General features: G+C 44.0%; 20 protein-coding genes, 7 tRNA genes and 1 pseudogene. 6 read left to right on the top strand and 22 right to left on the bottom strand.

The features are described from left to right. Positions 1 to 21: 21 nt before the first annotated feature. Positions 22 to 972 (bottom strand): FtsH protease activity modulator HflK, encoded by a 951-nt coding sequence (gene hflK, locus AB5618_RS07080; RefSeq protein WP_173769614.1) that lies wholly within the window; start codon positions 970 to 972, stop codon positions 22 to 24. Between the two features lie 704 nt (positions 973 to 1,676). Between hflK and AB5618_RS07075 the strand changes: the two genes are divergently transcribed. From AB5618_RS07075 to AB5618_RS07060, 4 genes are all read left to right on the top strand, one after another. Next, positions 1,677 to 2,354: a response regulator transcription factor gene (locus tag AB5618_RS07075; RefSeq protein ID WP_173734921.1), complete on the top strand. Its 678-nt coding sequence runs from the start codon at positions 1,677 to 1,679 to the stop codon at positions 2,352 to 2,354. Continuing rightward, the gene (locus tag AB5618_RS07070; RefSeq protein WP_173734922.1) at positions 2,347 to 3,246 is read left to right on the top strand and encodes a sensor histidine kinase KdpD; all 900 of its coding nucleotides are present in this window, start codon (positions 2,347 to 2,349) and stop codon (positions 3,244 to 3,246) included. The genes AB5618_RS07075 and AB5618_RS07070 overlap by 8 nt, the downstream gene beginning before the upstream one ends. Before the next feature lie 135 nt (positions 3,247 to 3,381). After that, positions 3,382 to 4,053, top strand: coding sequence for an ABC transporter ATP-binding protein (locus AB5618_RS07065; RefSeq protein ID WP_148461754.1), 672 nt, complete (start codon positions 3,382 to 3,384; stop codon positions 4,051 to 4,053). 15 nt (positions 4,054 to 4,068) lie between these two features. Continuing rightward, positions 4,069 to 6,714, top strand: coding sequence for an ABC transporter permease (locus tag AB5618_RS07060; RefSeq protein ID WP_226837384.1), 2,646 nt, complete (start codon positions 4,069 to 4,071; stop codon positions 6,712 to 6,714). Between the two features lie 51 nt (positions 6,715 to 6,765). Here AB5618_RS07060 and AB5618_RS07055 read toward each other — a convergent pair. The 17 genes and pseudogenes from AB5618_RS07055 to uxaC form a co-directional block, all read right to left on the bottom strand. Beyond that, positions 6,766 to 6,870, bottom strand: a pseudogene (locus AB5618_RS07055) (DUF6061 family protein); the annotation flags it as partial. Positions 6,871 to 7,018: 148 nt separating this feature from the next. Next, a complete protein-coding gene (gene ade, locus AB5618_RS07050) occupies positions 7,019 to 8,716 on the bottom strand; it encodes an adenine deaminase (protein WP_148461756.1) in 1,698 nt (565 codons plus the stop codon). Positions 8,717 to 8,968: 252 nt separating this feature from the next. After that, positions 8,969 to 9,727, bottom strand: coding sequence for an RNA polymerase sigma factor region1.1 domain-containing protein (locus AB5618_RS07045; protein ID WP_368366609.1), 759 nt, complete (start codon positions 9,725 to 9,727; stop codon positions 8,969 to 8,971). Positions 9,728 to 10,027: 300 nt separating this feature from the next. After that, positions 10,028 to 10,108 (bottom strand) — tRNA-Leu (locus AB5618_RS07040). A 62-nt stretch (positions 10,109 to 10,170) separates the two neighbouring features. After that, a tRNA-Lys gene (locus AB5618_RS07035) sits at positions 10,171 to 10,243 on the bottom strand. A gap of 8 nt (positions 10,244 to 10,251) precedes the next feature. Beyond that, positions 10,252 to 10,323: transfer RNA gene (locus AB5618_RS07030), tRNA-Gln, on the bottom strand. Positions 10,324 to 10,332: 9 nt separating this feature from the next. Then, a tRNA-His gene (locus AB5618_RS07025) sits at positions 10,333 to 10,406 on the bottom strand. A 5-nt stretch (positions 10,407 to 10,411) separates the two neighbouring features. Beyond that, a tRNA-Arg gene (locus AB5618_RS07020) sits at positions 10,412 to 10,485 on the bottom strand. A 20-nt stretch (positions 10,486 to 10,505) separates the two neighbouring features. Then, positions 10,506 to 10,576: transfer RNA gene (locus AB5618_RS07015), tRNA-Gly, on the bottom strand. Positions 10,577 to 10,609: 33 nt separating this feature from the next. Continuing rightward, a tRNA-Pro gene (locus tag AB5618_RS07010) sits at positions 10,610 to 10,684 on the bottom strand. Positions 10,685 to 10,971: 287 nt separating this feature from the next. Next, on the bottom strand, positions 10,972 to 11,451 hold the full coding sequence (locus tag AB5618_RS07005; protein ID WP_148461758.1) for a metallophosphoesterase: 480 nt from the start codon (positions 11,449 to 11,451) through the stop codon (positions 10,972 to 10,974). Then, a complete protein-coding gene (locus AB5618_RS07000) occupies positions 11,448 to 12,038 on the bottom strand; it encodes an XTP/dITP diphosphatase (protein ID WP_118579802.1) in 591 nt (196 codons plus the stop codon). Before AB5618_RS07000 ends, AB5618_RS07005 begins: the two co-directional genes overlap by 4 nt. Continuing rightward, the gene (locus tag AB5618_RS06995; RefSeq protein WP_148461759.1) at positions 12,035 to 13,216 is read right to left on the bottom strand and encodes a class I SAM-dependent RNA methyltransferase; all 1,182 of its coding nucleotides are present in this window, start codon (positions 13,214 to 13,216) and stop codon (positions 12,035 to 12,037) included. The genes AB5618_RS07000 and AB5618_RS06995 overlap by 4 nt, the downstream gene beginning before the upstream one ends. Positions 13,217 to 13,233: 17 nt before the next feature. Further along, entirely contained in the window at positions 13,234 to 13,776 is a 543-nt protein-coding gene (yfcE, locus tag AB5618_RS06990) for a phosphodiesterase (protein ID WP_118579808.1), read from the bottom strand. Positions 13,777 to 13,919: 143 nt separating this feature from the next. Then, complete coding sequence (locus tag AB5618_RS06985) at positions 13,920 to 14,237, bottom strand: rhodanese-like domain-containing protein (RefSeq protein WP_195477704.1); 318 nt, start codon at positions 14,235 to 14,237, stop codon at positions 13,920 to 13,922. 127 nt (positions 14,238 to 14,364) lie between these two features. Next, positions 14,365 to 15,372 carry a LacI family DNA-binding transcriptional regulator gene (locus tag AB5618_RS06980; protein WP_195982890.1) on the bottom strand — a complete coding sequence of 336 codons (1,008 nt, stop codon included), beginning with the start codon at positions 15,370 to 15,372 and terminating at the stop codon, positions 14,365 to 14,367. Positions 15,373 to 15,431: 59 nt separating this feature from the next. Further along, positions 15,432 to 16,838, bottom strand: a complete 1,407-nt coding sequence (gene uxaC, locus AB5618_RS06975; RefSeq protein WP_195982889.1) for a glucuronate isomerase — start codon at positions 16,836 to 16,838, stop codon at positions 15,432 to 15,434. 257 nt (positions 16,839 to 17,095) lie between these two features. Between uxaC and AB5618_RS06970 the strand changes: the two genes are divergently transcribed. Next, positions 17,096 to 18,577 (top strand): UxaA family hydrolase, encoded by a 1,482-nt coding sequence (locus AB5618_RS06970; RefSeq protein WP_148461764.1) that lies wholly within the window; start codon positions 17,096 to 17,098, stop codon positions 18,575 to 18,577. Between the two features lie 109 nt (positions 18,578 to 18,686). Beyond that, entirely contained in the window at positions 18,687 to 20,171 is a 1,485-nt protein-coding gene (locus AB5618_RS06965) for a tagaturonate reductase (RefSeq protein WP_368366608.1), read from the top strand. A gap of 178 nt (positions 20,172 to 20,349) precedes the next feature. Here AB5618_RS06965 and AB5618_RS06960 read toward each other — a convergent pair whose 3' ends face one another. The 4 genes from AB5618_RS06960 to AB5618_RS06945 all read right to left on the bottom strand — a co-directional run bounded on the left by AB5618_RS06960 (position 20,350) and on the right by AB5618_RS06945 (position 24,932). Further along, positions 20,350 to 20,520 carry a hypothetical protein gene (locus AB5618_RS06960; RefSeq protein ID WP_173734927.1) on the bottom strand — a complete coding sequence of 57 codons (171 nt, stop codon included), beginning with the start codon at positions 20,518 to 20,520 and terminating at the stop codon, positions 20,350 to 20,352. 414 nt (positions 20,521 to 20,934) lie between these two features. Then, positions 20,935 to 21,468, bottom strand: a complete 534-nt coding sequence (locus tag AB5618_RS06955; protein ID WP_173734928.1) for a methylated-DNA--[protein]-cysteine S-methyltransferase — start codon at positions 21,466 to 21,468, stop codon at positions 20,935 to 20,937. 314 nt (positions 21,469 to 21,782) lie between these two features. Beyond that, positions 21,783 to 23,120: a phosphodiester glycosidase family protein gene (locus AB5618_RS06950; protein WP_368366607.1), complete on the bottom strand. Its 1,338-nt coding sequence runs from the start codon at positions 23,118 to 23,120 to the stop codon at positions 21,783 to 21,785. A gap of 150 nt (positions 23,121 to 23,270) precedes the next feature. Then, entirely contained in the window at positions 23,271 to 24,932 is a 1,662-nt protein-coding gene (locus tag AB5618_RS06945) for a hypothetical protein (RefSeq protein WP_368366606.1), read from the bottom strand. Between the last annotated feature and the right edge of the window lie 26 nt (positions 24,933 to 24,958).

Raw genomic sequence — 24,958 nt, 5'->3', positions numbered from 1 at the left:
TATCAGATACTTATCTTAACTTCACTTAGTTTCTTCACTTGTATCTTCTTCTGTTTTCCAGTCTCCGGAAAAAGAATCCAGCGGCAATATCTTTTCCACGCCACTTCCGTTGTCGATCACAATCTTCATACCAGGCAGCACATCTTCCATGGTTTCATAGAACATTCGCATTTTTGTGGTCTCCGGATTCTTCACATATTCCTCATACATTGCATTAAATCTTGCCACCTCAGCTTCTGCCTCATTGATCCTCACCTGTTTTTGTGCCTCCGCATCCTGAATAATCTGGTCTGCCTGGGCCTGCGCTTCGGGAAGCTTTTCGTTCCTGTATTTATTAGCATTGTTAAGCGCCGTTTCTTTTCCCTGTTTCGCAGTTTCCACCTCTTTAAATGCTTTCATCACTTCTTCAGTAGGCGGCTCGGAATCCTGTATTGTTATGTTGACCAATTGAATTCCCAGATCCTGTTCCTCCATCTGATTCAAAATCATTTCTTTGATCTTGCTCTGGATTTCTCCTTTTCCGGTGGTCAGAACCTCATCCACGTTATAGCTTGCTATTACAGTTCGGATACAGCTTTGCGCAATATTTTTTAAAATCTCTTCCGGCTGCTCAGAGGTGTAAAGGTATTTTACAGGTTCTGAAATTCGATATTCTACAAAGAAATCCACATCAATAAAATTGTAATCCGAAGTGATCATGATTCCTTCATTTTCCACCACCGCATTGTTCCCCATACTGTATCCTATTGGAAATCCCTGGATCGTGGTATTTACCTTCTGCACCTGCTGTACAAAAGGGACTTTGAAATGTAATCCCGTTTCATTCACTGCCTTTGGCACTCCAAAGGTTGTGAGTACTGCCTGTTCCTGCTCCTGAATCTGGTAAGTTGTATCCAGAGCCAATCCCCCTGCCGCTATAAGCCCAATAGCACCGATTGCCAGATATTTCATTTTTCCATTTCGCTTACTCATTTTTCTCCTCCATCTCTCTTACTAACAATAGTTGTAAAGCGTTCAAAAAGGGAAAAAAAAGACTTTTATCCCAGGCACTGTTATAATGCCTGAAATAAAAGTCTCGCTGATTATCTCATAATGCGGGTAGTTTCATCTACCGTTCTGACGCATTTATGCACCATTCAGAAAAAATGGATTTCCTTTTATCTCTTCATGGCCGCTACTCCCTTTTCTTTGAGCGATATCATATCATAAGTATTCATGAAAATCAAGATGTTTTTTTATGTTTTTCAGTTCTTATTAATGCCTTGTTGCTGTTCAGGGGCTAACCCTGTGTTACTGTTCACTCCGTTCACAGTAACGCGCTTCGCGATGCACAGAAATCATGCATTCGCATGATTTCGCGCCGCAATTCTCGGGTTTTCTGTGAACTTTGTTCACAAAAAACGCCTCGCGGAATGTTACCAGTGAACAGTAACAACCCTGTTTCAAAAAACAGGACAACTTTTTAGAGAATATGGATTTCTTTACATTAGCATGATACAATTAAGAAAGTAAAAAAACGGCACAGCATAGATCATCCGGCTTGCTGATTGGGATACAGCGAAAACAAACAAATTTGCAAACAGAGCAATAGCCAATAGCCTATCTTCTGAACTGTGAGAACGAAAAATTGCCCAAGGAAATGATGGCGGCCTTTGAATAACGAGGGAGTGAGATACATGGAACAATTATTGATTATTGAAGATGATATAGGGTTGAATCAAGGTTTAAGTAAAGCACTAAAAGCAGATGACCGTCAAATTATATCCTGCCATGAGCTAAAAGCGGCAAGAGAGCAATTGCTTTGCGGTAGTGTATCCCTGATCCTGCTGGATATCAATCTACCAGATGGCAGTGGGCTTGAGCTGCTCCGGGAGGTCAAGAAAAACCTGCCCGGAGTTCCTGTTATTCTGCTGACTGCCAATGACACTGATCTGGACATCGTAGACGGACTGGAGCGGGGCGCTGATGATTACATTACCAAGCCCTTTTCTCTTTCGGTTTTGCGGGCAAGGGTGAATACCCAACTGCGAAAGCAAGCGTCAAACCAAAAAAATGCGCCGTTCCATATGGATCTATTTCACTTTGACTTTGAGGCTATGACCTTTTATGTGGGAGATTCAAAAGTGGAATTGAGTAAAACAGAACAAAAATTACTGCGTCTGCTTGTTGAAAACCGTGGTCGAACCATGACCCGTGGAGACCTTGTCGACCGGATCTGGACAGATGGCGCAGAATATGTGGATGAAAATGCTTTGTCTGTTACGATCAAGCGTCTGAGGGATAAGCTTGGTGCACAGAAATACATTAAAACCATCTATGGAATCGGTTATAGCTGGGTGACAAAAGATGAATAAAACCGGCATTGTGATCATACTGCTATGTTTTCTGGCGGCGATAGCTACTGTATTATGGGAGCGGAGAAAGGTCAGAAAAACGATGGAAGAAATCGAAAGGATGCTGGACGCTGCCATGACCGGCTCCTTTTCTGAAGCCACTTTTGATGAAAGCCAGCTGTCTGCTTTGGAAACAAAGTTTGCACACTATCTTTCCGCAGCAGAAACTTCCTCTCGAAATGTAGCACAGGAGAAGGACAGAATTAAGACCTTGATTGCGGACATCTCCCACCAGACAAAAACGCCGATTGCAAACCTGCTGTTATACAGCGAGCTTTTGATGGAGGAAACTCTGCCTGTATCGGCGAAGGCAAATATGGAGGCACTGTACAATCAATCGGAGAAATTGCGATTTTTGATTGACTCGCTTGTAAAGCTGTCCCGGCTGGAAAACGGAATTATTTCACTATCGCCGCAGCGCTCAGCATTACAGCCACTGCTTCAAGGTATTGCAGAACAATATGCCGCCAAGGTTTCTGAAAAAGGATTGTCTTTGCAACTGCAAGATACCGATGCTTTTGCTGTATTCGACTTCAAATGGACAGCGGAAGCACTGGCTAATATCGTAGATAATGCCATCAAATATACAGAGCATGGCACAATCAGGATTTCTGCTGTAAGCTATGAAATGTTTGCAAGGATCGATATATCGGATACCGGTTCGGGCATTTCGGAAAGCGAGCAAGCGAAGATATTTGCTCGCTTTTACCGCTCAAATAGTGTGCGGAAACAAGAAGGTGTAGGCATCGGCTTATACCTTGCCCGACAGATCATATCCGGCGAGGACGGTTATATCAAGGTCGCTTCCGTTCCGGGAAAAGGAAGTACGTTTTCCATATTTCTGCCGAAATAGCATCCATTCTTTCAAAACTGTTAGATTTCATTTTCCGCTGGAAAGAATGTGGAAAGAATCCTATGCGATAATCTGTATGTATCAAAGGATGATTTCTTTGCATACATACAGATTTTTTCATGGAGGTACTCGTTTATGGAAGTTTTACAGGCAAAAAACCTGAGAAAAATTTATGGCTCCGGCAATAATGCGGTTCATGCGTTGGACGGAGTGGATTTAAGTGTGCAGAAAGGTGAATTTGTGGCGATTGTCGGCACATCCGGCTCCGGCAAATCCACACTGCTGCATATGCTGGGCGGGCTGGATCGCCCTACAAGCGGCACGGTCATGGTGGACGGACAGGATATTTTCTCCCTGAAGGATGAAGCCTTGACCATCTTCCGCCGCAGAAAAATAGGCTTTGTGTTCCAAGCATATAATCTTGTTCCGGTGCTGAATGTGTATGAAAATATCGTTCTACCCATTGAGCTGGACGGCGGCAAGGTCAACAAGGATTTCGTACAGCAGATCGTGCAGACCCTTGGGCTGGATGAGCGTCTGGATGCCCTGCCCAATCAGCTTTCGGGCGGTCAGCAGCAGCGTGTGGCAATCGCCCGTGCGCTGGCGGCAGCACCCGCTATCATTCTGGCAGATGAACCGACAGGTAATCTGGATTCCAAAACCAGCCAGGATGTATTGAGCCTTTTGAAAGTAACCAGTCAAAAGTTCGCCCAGACAATCGTAATGATTACCCACAACGAAGAAATTGCGCAGATGGCAGACCGCATTATCCGTATCGAAGACGGTCGGATCGTCTCCCAGAACTAACGGGAGGTGGCTACGATGAATGTCAAAAACAGAAAATGTATTCGAAAGCTCAGCTTAAAATCCCTTTATGCGAACCGCCGCCGCAATCTGATCGCCATTTTTGCCATTGCGCTGACAACGATGCTATTTACGTCCATGTTCACCATTGTCTTGTCGTTGAACGCCAGTTATGAAACCTACCAGTTTCGGCAGGTAGGTGGCTATGCACACGGTACCTTTAAAGATGTTTCCCCCGAGCAGGCGGAACGTATCGCTGCCCACCCAAAGGTGAAGGCTGCGGGGGCACGGAAGGTGATCGGCATCACTGTGGATGGTGTCTTTTCCAAAACGCCTGCAGAGATCAGCTACATGGATGCCAACTGCACCAAATGGAGCTATGCCACCCCTACTACCGGGCGGATGCCCGAAAGCGGCAAAGAAGTAGCCATGGATACGGCAGCGTTGCAGCTGCTTGGCGTAACGCCGGAGCTGGGCGCCGAGGTCACGGTTTCCTATTCCATCACGGACAAGGATCAAACCGCCTTTACTGTAACAGATACCTTTACGCTGGTGGGCTATTGGGACTATGATGAACTAATGCCTGTTCATTACATCAACATCAGCCGTGATTACGCAGATGACATCGAAGCGCAGGCAGTGAAAACAGGGTTACAGCCTTTCCGCACCGATTTGAATGTCATGCTGGCCTCCAGCACAAATATTCAAGGGCAGATGGAGCAGGTGGATACCGATCTTGGCTACACATGGGACAGCTATACCGATCCCAACAGCGTCCGGATCGGCGTCAACTGGGGATATACCTCATCCCAGCTGGAGTCACAGCTCGATCCAGAGCTGATGATCGCCATAGCAGCTTTTTTGCTGCTGGTGATTTTCACGGGGTATCTTATCATCTATAACATTTTTCAGATCTCTGTTGCAGGGGATATCCGGTTTTACGGACTTCTGAAAACCATTGGCACAACGCCCCGGCAGCTCAAACGTATCATTCGCCAGCAGGCACTTCTACTTTGTCTGATCGGCATTCCGGCAGGACTGTTGCTGGGCTACGGCATCGGCGCTGTTCTGGTACCTGTTGTCTTGCGCTCCACCCAGTTGGATGCAGGCATCACCACCATCAGCACTTCGTCTGTGATCTTCCTTGGTTCCATGCTGTTTGCCCTGTTGACGGTGCTTTTGTCCTGTTCCAAGCCCGGAAAAATGGCAGCCAGGGTCTCTCCGGTAGAGGCTACCAAATATACGGATGCAATGCAGACTAAGAAAAAACAGCGCAGCACCCGGGGAGCCAAGCTCCATCAGATGGCCTTTGCCAATCTGGGACGAAACAAGAAAAAGACGGTGCTGGTGGTGGTGTCTCTGGCACTGTCGGTGACACTGTTCAATGCGCTGTGTGCCTTTGTGGGAGGCTTCAGCATGGAGAAGTATGTATCCTTCATGACCTGCGCCGATTTTATCGTCAGCACGCCCGACTATTTCCGTTACAACCCGGCAGATGAATTCATCACGCCAGAACAAATCGAAGAGATCGCAGCAAACACAAAGGCCAATCTTTCCGGCACGGGATATGCTGTGCGAAAACCCGCATACCTGTGGATGACGGAGGATGCTCTGCGGCAGGACTATGCAAGGTACGAAAGTGCTGAGCAGTTGGACAGCCATATGAGCCGTCTGGAGCACCGGGGCAATATGGTGATGGGAGATACCAGAATCGAGGCTCTGGATAACAGTCTGTTTGACAAGCTGCAAGTGCTCGACGGAGATATTTCTCCTATGCTGGAGCCAAACAATAACGCTATTGCCATTGCGGTTTCTTTGGATGATTACGGCAATCTGCTCAATCCTGAATACTACCCCAAGGTGGGGGACACGATTACCGCTACCTATGCGGATGATGTGAAATATATCGACAGCCGCACCGGGGAACTCCGCACCGAAGATACACCGGAGGAGTACTTTCAGGCAAAATTGTATGGAGCCAGAGATGTAGAGTACACGGTCTGCGCCTTGGTAGAACTTCCGAATTCCATGAGTTATCGTTATGGTGGTATTGGATATGACGCAGTTTTGTCTGTGGACACCGCACAGAGGGACAGCGGTGGTGCAGCCATTCCGATGCTCTACCTGTTCGACACAGCGGACGAAGTTGACGAGGCCGAAGCAGAGCAATATCTATCGAAGCTCACTGCCGGTGAGTTTTCGCCCTTGATGTATGAAAGCAAGGCCACGGCTCGCTCTGAATTTGCTCAGTTCCGGCAGATGTTCCTTCTGATAGGTGGTATCCTCTGTGCTATCATTGGGCTGGTGGGACTCTTAAATTTCTTCAACGCCATGATGACCGGTATTCTTTCCCGCCGCCGTGAATTTGCTGTGCTTCAGGCTGTAGGAATGACGAACCGGCAGCTCAAAACCATGCTGATCTACGAGGGGTTGTTTTACGCAATGTCTTCTGTAGCGGCGGCCTTTATTTTGTCGCTGGCGGTGGGACCTCTTGCGGGAAAAATGCTGGGCAGTATGTTCTGGTTCTTTGAGTATCGATTCACCATTCTGCCTGTCCTGCTGACAATTCCGGTATTTCTTCTGCTGGGGTGGCTGATTCCTTGCATGATGTATGACAACGCAGCGAAATGCAGTGTTGTAGAGCAATTAAGGGATGCTCAATAACTGTTAAGCAAAAAACGGCCCTCTGCCAATGAAAAGGCAGAGGGCTGAATTTTAATCTAAGAGTTTATATTCAGTTACAGTTTTTAGATAAATTTCGGGATCACCGTTCAATATCAAGTCTGCATATCCAATCGGATCATTGTAGATCAGATAGTCCTTGATCTGGGTGTAGGTTGCCCCATCCTGAAATTCTGACATATCCATATCTTCCAAAGAAACTCAACCCGAATCTTTTTCGAGTCGACCTTGCCCTTGGAAAGCAAAACTACCGTCTCGTACATTGCACTCCCGCAATCCTGGTATCTTATAAAAACTTCCACGCTTCCACATCAAAAACGCCTCTCGGTGTAATTCGGATCTGCGGAATAACCGGCAAAGCCATAAAGGACAGCGTAATAAACGGATCATGACCGTCTTTCACACCCATTTCATGAGCTTTATGGATCATTCGCCCAAGAGTCTCATTGTCTTTCTCAAAACCATTATCACTCATCAGTCCCATTACGGGAAGGGCAAGAGTGTCAAATACTTTATGATTCTCTACGATCGTATAGCCTCCCTGAGTACGCATCAGTTCCCGCACAGCAAGCTCCATGTCCTCATCATTATCTCCGATCACAATAATATTATGGGAATCATGGGATACACTGGACGCAATTGCTCCACCACGGATACCAAAACCTCCGATCACGCCACAGCCGATTTTCCCCGTCATCTTATGACGTTCTACAACTGCAATCTTCTGATAATCGTCATCGGACTGGAATTTGCAGGGACCATCCCCTGCTTTCAGAGTTCCCTTTCTGGTAGTAATCTGTCCTTCTTCTGCCAGAATCACCGGAAAGATTCCATCTGCAGACTCCAGCTGAAATGCCTCTCTGGAAAATTCAGCCACATGCACTGTATTTTTCAATTCAGGGGCACACGGCTTTATAACAATCTTTGCATTTTTATCTACCAATTGCCCTTTAAAGTACACATCTTCTATGGTCACACTGACAAGATCCGAAAGAACCAAAAGATCTGCCTGCCTGCCGGGTGCCACTGCCCCCTTGTCTTTCAGTCCATAACAATTAGCTGCATTGATAGTTGCCATCTTAATAGCGGACACTGGATTCATGCCAAGGCGGATAGCTTTTCGCACGTTATGGTCAATATGCCCTTCCCGCTGGATATCCTCAATATGCTTGTCATCTGTGCAGAAGCAGAATCCGTCACCATTCATATGTCTCTGCACCAGACCGCCAACAAGCGCCTCCAGATTTCGGGCAGCGCTGCCTTCCCTTACAAGAATGGTAAGACCGTTCCGCCGTTCTCGCATGGCATAATCAAAGAAGCTGCACTCATGGTCTGTAGCAATCCCTGCCATAGCATATGCCTGAAGATCTCCCTCTTCCAGAAACGGAGCGTGGCCATCACGGATTCTGCCCTCAAACAGTTCTAGCTTGTCATGCATGCTTTTCTCGCCCTGTACCACAGAAATGCTGTCCATTACTTCTCCAAGTCCAAGAATCCGGCTGTTATGAAGGTAAGGAACCATATCTTCAGCAGTAAGAGTGCATCCATTATCATCAATGGCAGTAGCAGGAACACAGGATGGCATCATCACATATACATTTGCTTTCACATCTTCGGTTTGATCCAGAATATAATCAATTCCTGCCAAACCGGACACATTGGCTGATTCATGGGGATCCACGATAAAAGTAGTGGTTCCGTGCCTGGAGGCAGCTGTTACCAGTTCAGCCGGTGTAACCAGTGTAGATTCCAGATGAAGATGGCTGTCAATAAATCCCGGACATACATATCTGCCGGCCAGATCACGTTCTTCTTTCCCATGGAAGCTTCCAATTCCTGCTATAATCCCATCCTGTATGGCAATGTCTCCGCGGATGATCTCTTCCGTAAAAACATTCACAATCCTCGCATCCTTCAATACCAGGTCTGCCTTTTCCAAACCTCTTGCAATTCTGGAATACTGCTGATATTTTTCCAAATTCATATATATCCTCCTTTCATTTATCAAATAATATTTATTGTACGCAAAAATATTTTGATTATTATTTATGATAGTAACACTTGTACAGTGAAATTTCAATGTAAATTTCAAAACATCCAGAAAAGACAAAAAACACCAGAGATGATTTTTACTTTTAAATCACCTCCGGTGTTTCCATCAATTCTGCAGCATTGTTTTCATTTCCGACAGGATAGCCTTATCTCCATAATTTTCCCGGAATTTCACTTGCCATAATTATTTATCGTCTCCTGTAAGACGCAGAATATCCCTGATCTCATCCACATTCATATCGAGAATAACCGCCAGCTCATCAATGGTAAAACGGTTCTCCCCGTCATCGTCCGTCAGATCCTTCACTGCCGATTCCAGTTTCTCCACCTTCGTTACCAGACAATCATCCTGGAATTTCTGCTGTGTCTGCTCCTCAATGGCAGCGATGATTCCCTTGCGAAGCTGAAGACGTAGCCAAGCATCATCTTTACGTTCTGTCTCCGGGTCGGAAAGAGCCGTGAGCAGCACCACATTCGCCTCCTGAATCAAATCTGCAAGTTGAATCTCTGTACAGTTCATATCTGCGGCCATATTTGCCGCTACCGGCAGATAAATGCTGGTAAGAGCTGCCTCTGCAATGGCATCCCCATCTGCCAGATTCTCAAACAGTGTGTGAAGCATCTCCGGACTTACTTTCTTACCGTTGCTTACCTCTGCCAGGTAATCCTTCAGATATGCTTCTTCCTCTGAAGTAAGCGGGGTGCTGGTTCCTTTTGACTCCGGTTCCGTCTCACCCACTTCCTCTGTCTCCACCGGGGCAGTGTCTCCCTCTATCATAATTCCCTGCAGTTTCAGATACTGTAGTACCTTTAACATCTGACTGGTCTCAAGATCAGTACTTGCAAAATGCTCCCGAATCTGCTCATGCGTCAGCATATTTCCATTCTGCTTTCCAAGCTCACAAATATTCCTTAATTTCTCCTGAAACTGAATAACGTCCATATTATTCCTCCATGCTTCTTCGTTGTGTAAACTATAACAAATCCGTCCTGTAAAATCAAGGCATTACTGTTCACTCCGTTCACAGTAACGCGCTTCGCGATGCACAGAAAGACGAACCTTCTTGTGACAAGCACAAGAAGTAGCGTTTGCTGCGCAAACTTAACTCTCGGGTTTTCTGTGAACTTTGTTCACAAAAACACCTCACGTAACGTTACCAGTGAACAGCAACAAACAAATTAAAAAAATGACCCAGATCTAATTTTCATCTCGAAAATCCGATCCAGATCATTCCTCATTTCCTGCGGATGACAGGACTTGAACCTGCACGTCGTAAACACCAGAACCTAAATCTGGCGCGTCTGCCAATTCCGCCACATCCGCATATATATTATTTAAAAAACCGGAATGCCCTAATCATAAGGCTTCCGGTTCTCATTCGCAAGTGAAGCATCGGGGATTCGAACCCCGGACAACTTGATTAAAAGTCAAGTGCTCTACCAACTGAGCTAATGCTCCATATAGGACTGGGCTAGCTGGATTCGAACCAGCGAATGCAGCAGTCAAAGTGCTGTGCCTTACCGCTTGGCGATAGCCCAAAGGCAAAGGGTGGATACAGGGATTCGAACCCTGGGCCTCCAGAGCCACAATCTGGCGCGCTAACCAACTGCGCTATACCCACCACAGCGTGTCAGAAGGGATTCGAACCCCCGACCCACGGCTTAGAAGGCCGTTGCTCTATCCAGCTGAGCTACTGACACATATCTCTCTTCATCAGAGAAGCGGGTGATGGGAATCGAACCCACGTATCTAGCTTGGAAGGCTAGTGTTCTACCATTGAACTACACCCGCATTTACGCTGAAACGGTAATGTTGTTACAGCAGTCGGGGTGACAAGATTCGAACTTGCGGCCTCCTGGTCCCAAACCAGGCGCTCTAGCCAAACTGAGCCACACCCCGATGTCTTACAACATCATTTCTATGAAGTTGTCGTTCCTTGTGCTCTCAAGAATTTCTTTTCTCTCGCTCAAGGCAAGAGTTATTATATTATATGGTCTCCCATTTGTCAACACCTTTTTTATAAATTTTTATATTTTTTTCGAAAAAAGATGTAATTCCCGAAAACCCGCTAAAAATGCGGGTTTTCAGGCCCTCCACCACCTGCATTTTTCTCTTTTTCGACTATTTTCAAAAAAATATTTCAAAAAACATTTCATTTCCACAGTCAAACATACAAGTATTTTCAGTTACAAATACCGAATTTCAATTTCCGGCTCTTCCCCTTTATACAGCTCCATCACCGCATAACTTGGTCTGCGGCCTTCCTGTCTCGGAAAAGAAAGGCTTCCCGGATTGATCACCAGTACACCATTTTTCTTCTCCACCACTGGCTTATGGGTATGTCCAAAGCAAACAATCTCACAGCCTCTGGCTGCCGCCTCTTCCGAAACCCCATAAAGATCCATGGACACACCATAATTGTGTCCATGAGTCACCATGATCTTATGTCCTTCCAGCAAAATCTCATCCTCTCTTGGAAGATCACTGAAAAAATCATTATTTCCTGCCACAATGGTACAGGGACATTCTGCCAGCGCTTCAATAAAAAATTCCCTGCCCTCCACGTCGCCGCAATGAATCAGATAGTCAAAGGGTTGCTCCAAAGCTACTGCCATCTCCAGTGACTCATCTCTCCCATGAGTATCACTGACAACCAGCACCTTCATCGTAATTCTTCCTTTATTGCCTGCAAAGCTTTTCCTCTGTGGCTGATTTTATTTTTTTCTTCCATAGACAGCTCTGCAGATGTACAGCCATATTCCGGCAGGAAAAAGATAGGATCATACCCAAATCCATTGGCACCCTTTTCCTCATATCCAATACGGCCTTCCATGGTTCCACGCACAGTTTCCACTCTTCCGTCTGGAAAGGCAGCTGCAATAGCGCAGACAAAACGGGCTGTACGCTGCTCATCCGGCACGCCATCCAGTCTCTGGATCAAATTTGCATTCTTAATATGATAGTCTGTATTCTCGCCCATATAACGAGCAGAATAAACTCCCGGCTCTTTATTCAGATAATCAATCTCAAGCCCCGAGTCATCTGCAAGTACAATTTCGCCATCACTGGTAAGCTTGCTGATGGCAGTCGCCTTGATCACTGCGTTTTCCTCAAAGGTTTTGCCATCTTCCACAATATCAGCCTGAATCCCGGCTTCTTTCATAGATACCACTTCTGCATCCAGATCTGCCAGGATTTTACGGATTTCTTTCATTTTATCTGCATTTCCTGTTGCAAAAATTATCTTCTTCATTTATCAGTGCCCTCTTTCTTTTCCTGTGCCGCACGTCTTGGAGGCTTTGGTCCCAGGAACTGGTAAAAATATGTTTTCAGCATTCCGTTATAGATTTTACGGTTCTTATCCGCCTTGCGTCCAATGTCATTCTCAGCTTTGTCATAAGAAGTGATCAGGTACATAGACCACTTATCCAGGCCGCGGTAGCTCTCACCGATCTCGCGGTAAAGCTGCGGCAAAGCTGCTTTTTCTTCCAGACGCTCACCATAAGGTGGATTCGTAATAATAAATCCGTAAGGCTTCGGGTGATGAAGCTCCTTCACAGGACGCTGCTGAAAATGGATCAGGCTTTCTACCCCTGCCATTTTTGCATTTGCCCTGGCTGCCTTCAGTGCCTCAGCATCTATGTCATAGCCCTGAATATCTGTCTCGATTTTCAGATTTACTCTGTCCTGAGCCTCTTCTACAGCCTCATACCAGCATCTTCTCGGCACAACCTGCTTCCAGTCCTCGGCAAGGAAAGAACGGTTCATACCCGGTGCAATATCTGCAGCCATCATAGCTGCCTCGATTGGAAAAGTACCGCTTCCGCAAAAGGGATCCACAAGACTTCTGTCCTTTTTCCACGGAGTTAACATAATCAATGCGCTGGCAAGAGTCTCTGTAATAGGTGCCTTCACGGTCATCTGACGATACCCTCTCTTATGAAGAGAAACACCGGAAGTATCGATTCCAATAGTTGCCACATCCTTCATAAACGCCACGCGGATAGGAAAACTTGCTCCATCCTCCGGGAACCAGGACACGTTATATACGCCCTTCAGACGCTCTACAATGGCTTTTTTCATAATAGACTGGATATCAGACGGGCTGAACAGCTTACTCTTCACTGAATTGGCTTTCGCAATCCAGAATTTGCCATCTGCTGGAATGTAACGTTCCCATGGCAAAGCTTTCGTTGCCTCAAAAAGCTCATCAAATGTCTCAGCTTTCACTTCCGCAATCTTCAGAAGAATACGCTCTGTAGTGCGCAGAAAAACATTGGCATCTGCAATTCCCTGGGCATCTGCCAGGAAAGTAACCTTGCCATCCTCCACCTTGCTGATCTCATATCCCAGATCCAGTATTTCTCTTTTCAAAACCGCTTCCAGGCCAAAATGGCAGGGAGCGATCAGTTCAAATCTTTCTGTACTCATTCACCGTTTTTCCCTTCTTAAAGCACTATGCTTTTTACAATATTTCCTTCAAAATCCATGATGGAAAAAACACCGTTCTCAAGCACCGCATAGGTAGGCGGATTTCCTTCTTTCGGAATGGATACGGAACCCGGATTCAAAAGAATGTATCCCTCCATCTGCTCTGCTTTCAGCACATGGGTATGACCATGGATTAGAATATCTCCCTCGCATAAAGGCGGAAGGTTATTCTGATTATAAACATGTCCATGCGTCGCATAAAGTGTCTTGCCGTCAATTGACAGAATACAGTAATCTGCCATCACCGGAAACTCCAGAACCATCTGATCCACTTCTGCCTCACAGTTACCGCGCACAGCATAAATTTTGTCTTTCATGGCATTCAGCATGGGAATTACCTGCTTAGGTGCATATTCTTTTGGCAGATCATTTCTTGGTCCGTGATAAAGCAGATCGCCCAGCAGAACCAGGCGCTCTGCCCCTTCTTTCTCAAAAGCATCCAGCATTTTCCTGCAATAGTAAGCAGAACCATGGATGTCAGAAGCAAACATATATTTCATAAACTTGGTTTCTCCTCTGTTTTTAGTGTTCGAATTGTCTCTCTCCTTTTCGGTTTACATAACCTCATGAAAAGGACATTTTTCTTCTTTACATTATCATGCCTTGATGGAAATTACAAGATAGTACTCTTTTGAATTTTTTCTCATATATCGCATATCAGATTTCTCCCTCTGTACTCCTTCATTCCCCCGATCACCGTTTTTGTCTTATACCCATTTCGCGCCAGAATCCTGGCTGCCTGAAGACTTGCCCCGCCCCGGTCGCAATACAGAACCAGTATTTTACCTTTTGGAAAATCATATGTCTGCATTTCTTCAAATTTCTCATATGGCACATTTACTGCTCCCCTTATATGTCCGTTATGATACTCTTTTGCATCTCTTAAATCTATGATAAAGGAATCCTTCCGTCCAACATAATAATCCAGCATTTTTCCGGAAATCGGCTCTACAGGAAACATGGAAAATCCCCTTTTTTATCAGTATATCCGCAAATACAAAAAAGGTGCCAAAATGCACCTTTTTTAAGTATTGCTTTTCGCAACCTCCGCAGGGGACTTACTTGATTCGGTTAAATATGAAACAAGATCAGAAATCCGTTGTACATCTGCGGACTATTTCGCATGGAACACACACATTCTTTTCAATTTGTATTTCTCTCTCAAGAAGGTCTATCATCCGTTCCACTGTCTTTTTGCACATCACGCCCAGCTTACTGTCCACCGATGTAAGCTCAGGATCACTGCTGATTGCAAGAATTGAGTTATTATATCCGGCGACCGCCAGTTCCTCAGGAATCACCAGTCCCTTAATCTTTGCATACTTTACTGCTCCAATTGCAATTCCATCCTCCGTTGCAAGGACGCTGTCAAAATCAAGGGTTCGGTTATATTCAAGCAGCATATCCCGCGTATATTCAATGTCATTTCTGGTCTTGAATTTCAGATTTCCACGAATGGGATATCCGGCGTCCTGCAATGCAGCTTCGTATCCCGCCATTTTCTGTCTGGCACTGTAGGATTCTGAATCATACATAAAAAGAATTTTCTCTTTTCCTCTTCGGATAAAAGCTTTTGTCACTTCATAAGTAGCCTGAAAATCATCTGCATAGGTGCAATAAATATTATCGCCTGAAACCTTTGCGTTAATCATAAATACCGAAACCTGTTCCGCTGCCTCCCGAATATAATCTGTGTCAGATTCATCTTTACCATTTTCTGCATATGTAGAACCAACCAGTATCAACGTGTCTATTTTCTTAGACAAAAGGAGTCTGACATAATCCACCTTTTCTTCCTGTTTAAATCCGCTGCAGCCAAGAATACAGTCATATCCATGAGCATGAAGATTTTGCTCCAGATAAGATACTGCTTTTGCCATATAGATATCGTCAATATTTGGACAGATGATTCCTACTGTTTTCATCGACCCAAGACCAAGGCCTCTGGCAAACGCATTCGGCGTGTATTCATTTTCTTTCATAACCGCAAGAACCTTTTCTTTTGTCTTCGGGCTGACTTTCGGACTGTTATTGACCACTCTGGATACTGTTGCGATGGAAACATTTGCCAGCTTTGCAATATCATATATATTCACTATCGTTCTCCTGTTCGTTCTGGTAATAATAGAAAATAAGCTTTCTGATATCAATCATTTTACAGGTCAAACCCAAAATAGTCTACTGCATTATTGTATGAAATTCCACACACGATTTCCTTTAAAGTCTTATAATCAGCCGGATATTCTCCATTTTCCACCCATCCGCCAATAAGCTCGCAAAGAATTCTGCGGAAATACTCATGTCTGGTATAGGACAAAAAGCTTCTTGAATCAGTAAGCATGCCAACAAAGTTTGCAAGCAGTCCCAGATTTGCAAGTGATGTCATCTGTGCGATCATACCTGTTTTGTGATCGTTGAACCACCATGCACTTCCCTGCTGAATTTTACCTGCTGCCTCTGTTCCCTGGAAGCAGCCAAGGATTGTTCCAATTGCTTCATTGTCATTGGGATTCAGGGAGTACAGGATTGTCTTTGGAAGTTCATTTGATGCGATCAGAGAATTCAGGAAATCTGCTGTCTGAGCACTTGGCGCATAGTTATTGATGCAGTCATATCCGGTATCCGGTCCGAGCTGCTCATACATAAATGCATTGTTGTCTCTCTTGCATCCATAATGGATCTGCATTACCCAGTTCTTTTTCTGATATTCTTTTCCAACAAACTGCATAAAAGCTGTCTTGAAGATCATTTCTTCTTCTCTTGAAATGCTTTCGCCATTCAGTCTCTTTTTAAAGATCTCATTTACTTTTTCTTCTGCTGCAGGCGCATACATAACATATTCCAGTGCATGGTCAGATACGCTGCATCCCATCTGTGCAAAGAATTCCATTCTCTTAAGAAGGGCTTCTTTCAGATCTGCGAAATCAGCAATTTCAACGCCACTGACCTGTGAAAGCTTTTTCATGTATTTCGGATATTCCGGTTTTTCCAGATTCATTGCCTTGTCCGGACGCCATGCAGGAAGCACTTTCACCTCAAAGCTGTCATCCTCTGCAAGAACTTTATGCCATTTCAGATCATCTACCGGATCATCTGTTGTGCAGATTAATTTTACATTGGACTTGCGGATAATGTTTCTTACAGACATATCATCTTCCTGAAGCTTTTTGTTGCACAGGTTCCACACTTCTTCAGCTGTATCTCCGTTCAGATATCCTGTATATCCGAAATATCTCTGCAATTCCAGATGGCTCCAGTGATAGAGCGGATTTCCGATTGCTTTCCCAAGAGTTTCTGCCCATTTCTGGAATTTTTCACGATCACTGGCACCACCTGTAATGTAGTACTCATCTACTCCATTTGATCTCATCTGACGCCATTTATAATGATCGCCACCAAGCCACACCTGGGTAATATTCTCAAACTTACGGTCCTCTGCAATTTCCTGAGGATTGATATGGCAATGGTAATCTACAATTGGCATTGTCTCTGCATACTCATGAAATAACTTTTTTGAAGTTTCTGTTGAAAGTAAAAAATCTTTGTCCATAAATGCTTTCATAAAATAATTCTCCTCTCCTTTCTATCCGTTTCAACAAAATGTAAGGTCTTACATTTTATTTACAGTATACGACAAATAAGTATCATTTTCAATTCACGAAGTATTTGCAGAACAGACAAATTTTCGCACTACACATTGTGTATTTTTACCATTTTCAGCTTTTTTTCCATTTCCTATTGACGTTCCCGTTTTGTTGATGTAATTTGTATGTAAGCTCTTACATACATTATTTCCACATAAAGGAGGTTGTTGATTTCTTGAAATCTTTTATTAAAATTAATCCTTCAGATAATGTAGCCGTTGCGCTTCAGCCTCTGGCGAAAGGCACTGTGATCAAACTTGATAACTCCACACTCACTCTTACAGAAGAAATCATGCAGGGACACAAGTTTGCATTAAAAAGTCTCAAGCCTGGTGATTCCATTATTAAATATGGTAATCCCATTGGACGTGCAACCGCAGAAATTCCTGCAGGTTCCTGGATTCATACTCACAATTTAAAAACAGGGCTGGGAGATCTTCTTACTTATACATATAACAAAACTATCACAGAGCTTCCACACCGGGAGCCAAAGTTCTTCCAGGGCTATCGCAGAAAAAACGGTGGTGTTGGTGTACGCAATGAAATCTGGATCATTCCTACAGTAGGCTGCGTTAACAATGTGGCATCTGCTATTGAACGAGCCACACAGAAGTACATGACAGACCAGATTGATGGTGTCTGTGCTTTTCCACATCCTTACGGATGTTCCCAGATGGGTGATGATCAGAATAACACACGTCAGATTCTTGCTGATTTAGTGAACCATCCTAATGCAGGCGGTGTTCTGGTTCTTGGACTTGGCTGCGAAAACAGCAACATCGATGAATTAAAGAAATTTATCGGGGACTATGATCCTGAGCGTGTACGTTTTCTCGTTGCCCAGGAATGCGAAGATGAGATCCGTGATGGTATTGAAATTGTCAAAGAACTGATTTCCTATGCCTCCTCATTTAAACGTGAACCAATCCGTGCATCTGAACTGGTGATCGGTATGAAATGCGGCGGCTCTGATGGTTTGTCCGGAATCACGGCAAACCCTACTGTTGGTGCATTTTCTGACAAACTGATTTCTATGGGAGGATCTACAATTCTTACAGAAGTTCCTGAAATGTTCGGTGCTGAGGAATTACTTATGAACCGCTGCGAGACAGAAGATCTGTTCAACCAGACAGTTGCCCTTGTCAACGATTTCAAAAACTATTTTAAAAGTCACAACCAGACCATTTATGAAAATCCTTCTCCTGGAAACAAAAAAGGCGGTATTTCCAGTCTGGAAGATAAATCTCTCGGATGTACGCAAAAATCCGGAAGTGCACCTGTCATGGGAGTTCTTTCTTATGGAGAACCTGTAAAGGAAAAAGGATTAAACCTGCTGAGTGCACCTGGCAATGATCTTGTCGCCTCTACTGCCCTTGCTGCATCCGGTGCACACATTGTACTTTTTACCACCGGACGCGGAACACCATTTGCAAGTCCTGTACCTACAGTAAAAATCTCCACAAATAACCAGCTTGCAAAAAAGAAGCAGAACTGGATTGATTTCAACTGTGGAGTCATGGTAAATGATACTCCTCTTGATGAGCTTTCAGAAAATCTTCTGGATTTTGTCCTTGAGATTGCATCCGGAAAGAAATCAAAATCCGAAGAAGCAGGTTTCCATGATATGGCAATCTTCAAACAGGGCGTTACTTTATAAAACATAAATCGAATTGCGGAAGCAGCGTAGCTGCGTAGCAATCCGGATATCAAATGAGTGTCAAAAGACCTTTTAACACTCATATCATTATATATGAGGAAAAATGAAAATGAAAAAATTATCTTATGCTGTTTTAAAAGAACAGGGCTATGATGGATACCTTCTTGAATCAGCGCCGGAACGTGTACTTCAGTTTGGTGAAGGAAACTTCCTCCGTGCATTTGTAGATTATTTTATAGATGAGTTAAACGAAAAAGCCGGATTCAACTCCAAAGTTGTTCTGTGCCAGCCAATCGCTCCAGATCTCGATGACAGGTTCAACGAACAAGAGGGTCTTTATACCTTATTTCTCCGTGGATTCCAGGATGGCAAAAAAATAAATAAAAAGCGTGTTATCTCCTGTGTAAGCCGTTGTCTCAATCCATATAAGGATTTTGAAGCAGTTCTCGCATGTGCAGATAACCCGGACCTCCGTTTTATCGCATGTAATACAACAGAAGCCGGAATTACTTATGATTCTTCCTGTCAGTTTACTGATGTTCCGGCTGGCAGCTATCCTGGAAAACTTACTCAATTTATGTATCGCCGTTTCCAGAAATTCGGTCAGGAAGCCGGCAAAGGATTTATCATTCTTTCCTGTGAGCTGATCGATGATAATGGAAAAGAGCTTGAAAAATGTGTATTAAAATATGCTGAACAGTGGAATCTTGGTGAAGACTTTATCAACTGGATCAAAGCTGAAAACATCTTCTGCTCTACACTTGTAGACCGTATTGTAACAGGTTATCCAAGAAATGAAGCTGCTGCAATCTGTGAAGAACTTGGCTATAAAGATAACCTGATCGACACAGGTGAAATCTTCGGCTTCTGGGTAATCGAAGGACCTCAGTCAATCAAAGACGAATTCCCGGTTGACAAAGCGAACCTTCCAATCCTGATCACAGACAATCACAAACCATACAAGCAGAGAAAAGTACGTATCTTAAATGGTGCTCATACCTCCTTTGTACTGGGTGCTTACCTTGCAGGACAGGATATTGTCAGAGACTGCATGAACGACGATGTGATCTGTGGATTTATGAACAAAACTATTTATGATGAGATCATCCCTACTCTGGACCTTCCAAAAGCAGAGCTCAAAGATTTTGCCGCTGCTGTTACAGAACGTTTCAAAAACCCATTTATCGATCACGCTCTTCTTTCCATTTCTCTGAACTCTACATCCAAATGGAAAGCACGTGTTATGCCGTCACTCAAAAAATATGTAGAACGCAAAGGTACACTTCCTGCATGCATCACAGCTTCTTTCGCCTTCTACATTGCATTCTATAACGGATATGCTATGAGCGAAGACGTACTTACAGCAAAAAGAGCAGCTAATGAATACACTGTAAAAGATGACAAGGCAGTTCTCGAATTCTACCTTGCACATAAAGATGATTCCGCAGCGGATCTTGTTCATGCAGTCTGCACCAATACTTCCTTCTGGGGCGAAGATCTGACACAGATTTCCGGATTTGAAGCAGTTGTATGCAATTACTTAACTCAGATCCGTGAAAATGGTGCGTATGAAGTAATGAAAGCACTGGCTTAAATTATATTACAGAATCATAAGTTCTTTCCATGATTGAAAGCGACGGTGCAGGACGCGTGCAGCGTTAGAGCGTGTCTGAAAAATCATTCCTGATTACTCATCAAAAACGTCTGGCATACATTAAACCTCCCAACATGGGCGCAGAGTCAACAGACCCTGCGCCCTTTCTTAAAATATTTTAATATCTGGAAGTAGTATCTTCCCCTGACTCGTAAGAATTGCGGCTCTTGTTTTTGCTGCTGTTTTTTGTGTAAGAGTTCTTGCAATCCTGAGAATTTATCTCACTTTCATAAGATCTGTTTGTTGCATTTTTGCTGTTCTTGTTTTCAGACTCATAATTTTTAGCCATTTGAGTATTCCTCCTGTTGAATGCCGCTGTCCACGTTCTGTTCCGCATCCAGCAGCTGTTTTCAGATTACTTTGTGTATTGTGACCAATTACAGAAAGAATATTCATCAAAATGATATTGCTTTTTTTTCCAATTTATATTATAATTGACTTTGTAAAAGAATTTACCCTTCAAAAATTTTTTTACATAACCCCTTATTTAATTATTTATACTCCCCTCGAAACACCCGGTAGCTCCCCTACCGGGTGTTTCTCTTTGGATTTATAAGGGTTTGCGGGATTTTGGGGTTCACCATTCTTGTAATATTTCTGTAATATTTAATAGATATGTCCAAAATATGTCCAAAATTCTATTTTCCGTCCAATCTTGGCTCTCCAAAATAACCCAAAATGAGGACAGTTTTATCACTGCCTCCTACAATGCTGTCCCTTTCTTTGGAACAAATAAATAACTCATATCCGCGTGTTCCAGTTCAAGCAGCGAAAGCTTTCTATCAATTCCTCCGGCATACCCTGTCAGACTTCCATTTGTGCCTATCACACGATGGCAGGGAATGATAATAGAAATTTCATTGTGTCCAACCGCACCTCCAACTGCCTGGGCAGACATGCGGGATACATTTTTCAGCTCTGCCATTTTGCGGGCAATTTCTCCGTATGTGATCGTCTGTCCATAGGGAATCTGCAATAAAATCTTCCACACTGCTTGTCTGAATGTTGAGCCGTCCGGATGGAGTGGCGGCGTAAATTTCGGTTCTTCACCGGAGAAATACACATCCAGCCATTTTTTTGCTTCCGTGAGAATCTCTGTTTCCTGTGGAATATGCTTGTCTGGAAGTGTATTCCCAAAATATTTCTGTCCTTCAAACCATAGACCAGTAATTCCCACTTCATCTGCCGCCAGTAAAATACGCCCTAACGGCGATTTATATTTGTATGTGTATATCATATTTATACCTCAAAAATGCATGAGGTAGTGTCAACTTCATACCTCCAAAATCGGCTCAACCCCAGTAAAATCAACGATTCTGGGCTATATAGCCTTTACCTCCCCTTTCTTTGGTTTAGGTGACCTTAATTTTACGTTGGAAAACCAGTCAAGGCCGGGCTGAAAGCCCGTAAAATTCAGCCTTGACGGGGTTTCCGTAAGTAAAATATACTTGGTCAGCACCAAGGAAAAAAGAGATAATTTTTTTCATAATTCGTTTTACACTACCGTCGTTCAAACAACATGATCCTTAAATGTTTTTCATTGTCAACACATCAATTCGTAAAATAAAGAAAATCCCCACATGGTCTCTCATAATTATTAATCAGCTTATTCATGACCTGACCATTGTAATACAATGTGGCGGAGCCGCCGCCGTCCAGGTTGTAGGCGTACTGACAGCCATAGCTATTGAAGATATTAACAAGATCCCAGTGGTTCAGACCGGCGTAACTGCCAGTGTCGGTGACAAGAAGCACATAAATGCCAGGTTTCACCATTCCCACAGCAGTTCTCGGATAATATTTGGCTGTTTCTGACCAGGCCGGCTGGGCCTGTCCATCTTTGATCAGGATTGGGCCAAAATTATAGGTATCTTTTACCCCCTCTTCCAGAAGAGCTTCGCCTTTCAATCCCTGCTCTGGTGTATAAATAGTGCCATCATACTTTACAGCCATTACACTGTAACTGGTCTCATAATTTCCATAAATCACACCATTCTTGATGCACATTCCAAGAGGTGACGGCCGCCCTGTCTGGTAACTAAACGCACTTCCATTCACTCCGATAATACCCCCATTACCAGAAACCGCACCGGAGGTAGTCTGTCTGGCACCACCATAGGTTCCATAAGATAAAGCGGATTTCAGCTGTCCGGAATTTTTGATTTTTATCAGCGCTACCCAGTAAGGAACATTATGTGTGGATTTTCTGCGCAGATCAATATTAAGAGAGCTGCTTTTATATGTATAGCGGTTATCATTCACCTTCACATCCGGTCTGGTCTGTCCGGTTCTTCTCCCGCTATCATTTACATAATATTTTCCCACCCACACATTTGTATACAAAGCACCTGTTTTCTTATCAAAATAATAACGATATTCACCAATTTTCTGCCATCCTGTTGCCATTCTGGAATTAGGAAGGAAATAATATCGCTTTCCTCCGTAGCTCAGCCAGCGGTTGGCAATTGCCACACCTGACTTATTGAAATAATAAGAGTATTTCGTTCCGGTAGCCCATCGGTTGCGGAACATAATGCCATTCTTCCGGTTGTAATAATACCGTTTCCCGCCTGATTTCAGCCAGCCTGTATAGCGTTTTCCATTCTTTGTGCTGTAATAACGCTGACCTTTGTAGGTAATTTTTCCCCAAAGCAGTTTTCCCTTGGAATTATAAAAATAATAGTCTTTTCCCCGCTTCGCCCAGCCATGCTTTTTCGAAGTGATACTCACAGTCGTATTGGAAGCCTTCACATAAGAAGCGGCCCACACCGAAGAGGAACACATGGTAAATATCAAAAACAGAAAACAGATAATCCCAAAGCTTCTTTTTTTCAATTCCTTCTCCCCCCTCATTTCAATAAAAAAATCGTAACGGTTCAGTACTTTCACAGTTACACGCTCCGTGATGTACAGAACTCACTAAGCATTTGCTTTCTGGTTATAAAAAATTCGGGGCAGACAAATTACTTCGTCTGCCCCGCTGTATTTGCCTTGCTGCAGGTAATTATTATGCGGCTGCCTGCTCGCATAAATTACTGATTAAGCTGCCGGTGTCTCACTGTCATCCAGTGTATCTCCAGCCATATCTGTCTGCTCTTCGGACTCAGCAACACCATCTGTCTCCGTACTCTCAATATCGCTGTCGCCTGTAGCAGCGATCACATCGTCCAGCCATCCCTCAGGCATGCCTGCGCTGGTCAGATTCTCTGTGATTGCATCCATATTCATGGAAGCTGTATAAGCTTCAATTTCATCATCATTACTGAAATCATAAACATCTGTCAGGGAAGCAACATCAACTGCTGCAAGTGCCTCACCGCCATTGCCGCCTGTCAGAGAAACTGAACCAAGAGTTGCACCACCTGCTGCAATAGCAAGATTCCAGTCAATGCTGTCCTCATCTGCACCATCGGCTGTAAAGATCAACTGCATTCCACCAAATGGATCATAGGAATTTCCATCTTCATCTTCCACAGGCGCACCGGAAATTGTGTAAGTTCCCTTCCAGATTCCGTCCTGTACTGCCTTGGTATCATAATCTGTAACATCAATCACAGCTGCATCCGCTTCACCGGAAGAAATCGTGTAAGTTCCGCTTAACAGGTCACCTTTCAGCTCACCGCTTCCTTCAATTGCAACCTTGTCATCTCCGGAACCCAGCTGCATGGAAAATCCTCTCTTATCTCCATCCGCTGTACACAGATATCCGAAAAGCTCTTCCTCCTGCTCATCATCATTCAGAAGGAACTGGCGTCCAACAACCTCTCCGTCACTGTCAACCCATGCCCTTAAAATAAATCCGGACTCGTCAGTCTCATCAGCTTCTGTATCCAGATCTTTCTCCATATCCTCGATTGCTTCCAGGAAAGTCTCATAAGTATAATCTGGATCATTCATGGCTTCTGTCCAGGTCTCAATAAGCCCCTTCAGTTCTTCATCAGACTTGGCTGTATCCAGAATCTGCTGGAACATTGGAAGTGCCTCTGCCTGTGTAACATGTCCTTCCAGAACGCTAAGCTCCTGACTTACATCTCCTGCAACAGCTTCCTGTGCTCCAGGATTCTCAGCATCTGCAACATTATCAAAAATAATATCTGTGTATCTTGTAAGAATAGATGTCACTAAGTCTGCTTCCGGAAGGTTCTCCAGAGTGGAAAAATAGCTGTTCATGCTATCTGCCAGATCAAGACTCGTGGTAAAGGAAGAATCCAGTTCCTGATCTGCCTCTTCCACTGTTTCCTGAGTCATCTGCTCCATATTCATTTTAATATAGCCATCACTCAGCTCCGGAATTCTCATATAAATTTCAGAATTCTCTGTATCAAAATAATATTCTATTGTACAGATCTTGGTTCCATTTACATTCACATCCATAAACTCAGTCATGGACTTATCAGACATACTTACATTTCCACTGATGGAAGCATCCGCCAGCCAGGAGATATCCACAGGAGAAAGCATTCCCAGAATTGCTTTTCCACCATCTTCCAGACTTACCTTTATTTCCGCATTTCCCTTAACTTCTTCTGTATCCATTTCAGAAAGGCTCTTTGCGTAATCAGCACCAAATTCCTCGATCATTTTGGCAAAGGCTGCTTTCTCAGTTTCCTTGTAAGAATCTGCTGCCCATGTGGTAGCCGGTACTGCACTGATTCCCATAAGGGATGCTAACAAAATTGCGGTAATTTTCTTTCTCTTCATAAGATCCTCCTTTGGTATAAATCCTT

The organism is Ruminococcus sp. J1101004sp1_RTP21198st1_B9_RTP21198_201120 (assembly GCF_040924245.1).
Taxonomy (GTDB): domain Bacteria; phylum Bacillota; class Clostridia; order Lachnospirales; family Lachnospiraceae; genus Blautia_A; species Blautia_A faecis.
The sequence above is the reverse complement of the archived record's forward strand: the minus strand, read 5'-3'. Positions and strand labels throughout refer to the sequence as shown.

Coding starts and splice junctions, on each gene's coding strand:
- AB5618_RS07065 (WP_148461754.1), top strand. CDS start 3,382: ATGGAAGTTTTACAGGCAAAAAACCTGAGAAAAATTTATGGCTCCGGC.
- ade (WP_148461756.1), bottom strand. CDS start 8,716: ATGAATTTGGAAAAATATCAGCAGTATTCCAGAATTGCAAGAGGTTTG.
- AB5618_RS06955 (WP_173734928.1), bottom strand. CDS start 21,468: ATGATATACACATACAAATATAAATCGCCGTTAGGGCGTATTTTACTG.
- AB5618_RS07005 (WP_148461758.1), bottom strand. CDS start 11,451: ATGAAGGTGCTGGTTGTCAGTGATACTCATGGGAGAGATGAGTCACTG.
- AB5618_RS06985 (WP_195477704.1), bottom strand. CDS start 14,237: ATGTTTCCTGTAGAGCCGATTTCCGGAAAAATGCTGGATTATTATGTT.
- AB5618_RS07075 (WP_173734921.1), top strand. CDS start 1,677: ATGGAACAATTATTGATTATTGAAGATGATATAGGGTTGAATCAAGGT.
- AB5618_RS07070 (WP_173734922.1), top strand. CDS start 2,347: ATGAATAAAACCGGCATTGTGATCATACTGCTATGTTTTCTGGCGGCG.
- uxaC (WP_195982889.1), bottom strand. CDS start 16,838: ATGAAAGCATTTATGGACAAAGATTTTTTACTTTCAACAGAAACTTCA.
- AB5618_RS06965 (WP_368366608.1), top strand. CDS start 18,687: ATGAAAAAATTATCTTATGCTGTTTTAAAAGAACAGGGCTATGATGGA.
- AB5618_RS06995 (WP_148461759.1), bottom strand. CDS start 13,216: ATGAGTACAGAAAGATTTGAACTGATCGCTCCCTGCCATTTTGGCCTG.
- AB5618_RS06945 (WP_368366606.1), bottom strand. CDS start 24,932: ATGAAGAGAAAGAAAATTACCGCAATTTTGTTAGCATCCCTTATGGGA.
- yfcE (WP_118579808.1), bottom strand. CDS start 13,776: ATGAAATATATGTTTGCTTCTGACATCCATGGTTCTGCTTACTATTGC.
- AB5618_RS06960 (WP_173734927.1), bottom strand. CDS start 20,520: ATGGCTAAAAATTATGAGTCTGAAAACAAGAACAGCAAAAATGCAACA.
- hflK (WP_173769614.1), bottom strand. CDS start 972: ATGAGTAAGCGAAATGGAAAAATGAAATATCTGGCAATCGGTGCTATT.
- AB5618_RS07000 (WP_118579802.1), bottom strand. CDS start 12,038: ATGAAGAAGATAATTTTTGCAACAGGAAATGCAGATAAAATGAAAGAA.
- AB5618_RS07045 (WP_368366609.1), bottom strand. CDS start 9,727: ATGGACGTTATTCAGTTTCAGGAGAAATTAAGGAATATTTGTGAGCTT.
- AB5618_RS07060 (WP_226837384.1), top strand. CDS start 4,069: ATGAATGTCAAAAACAGAAAATGTATTCGAAAGCTCAGCTTAAAATCC.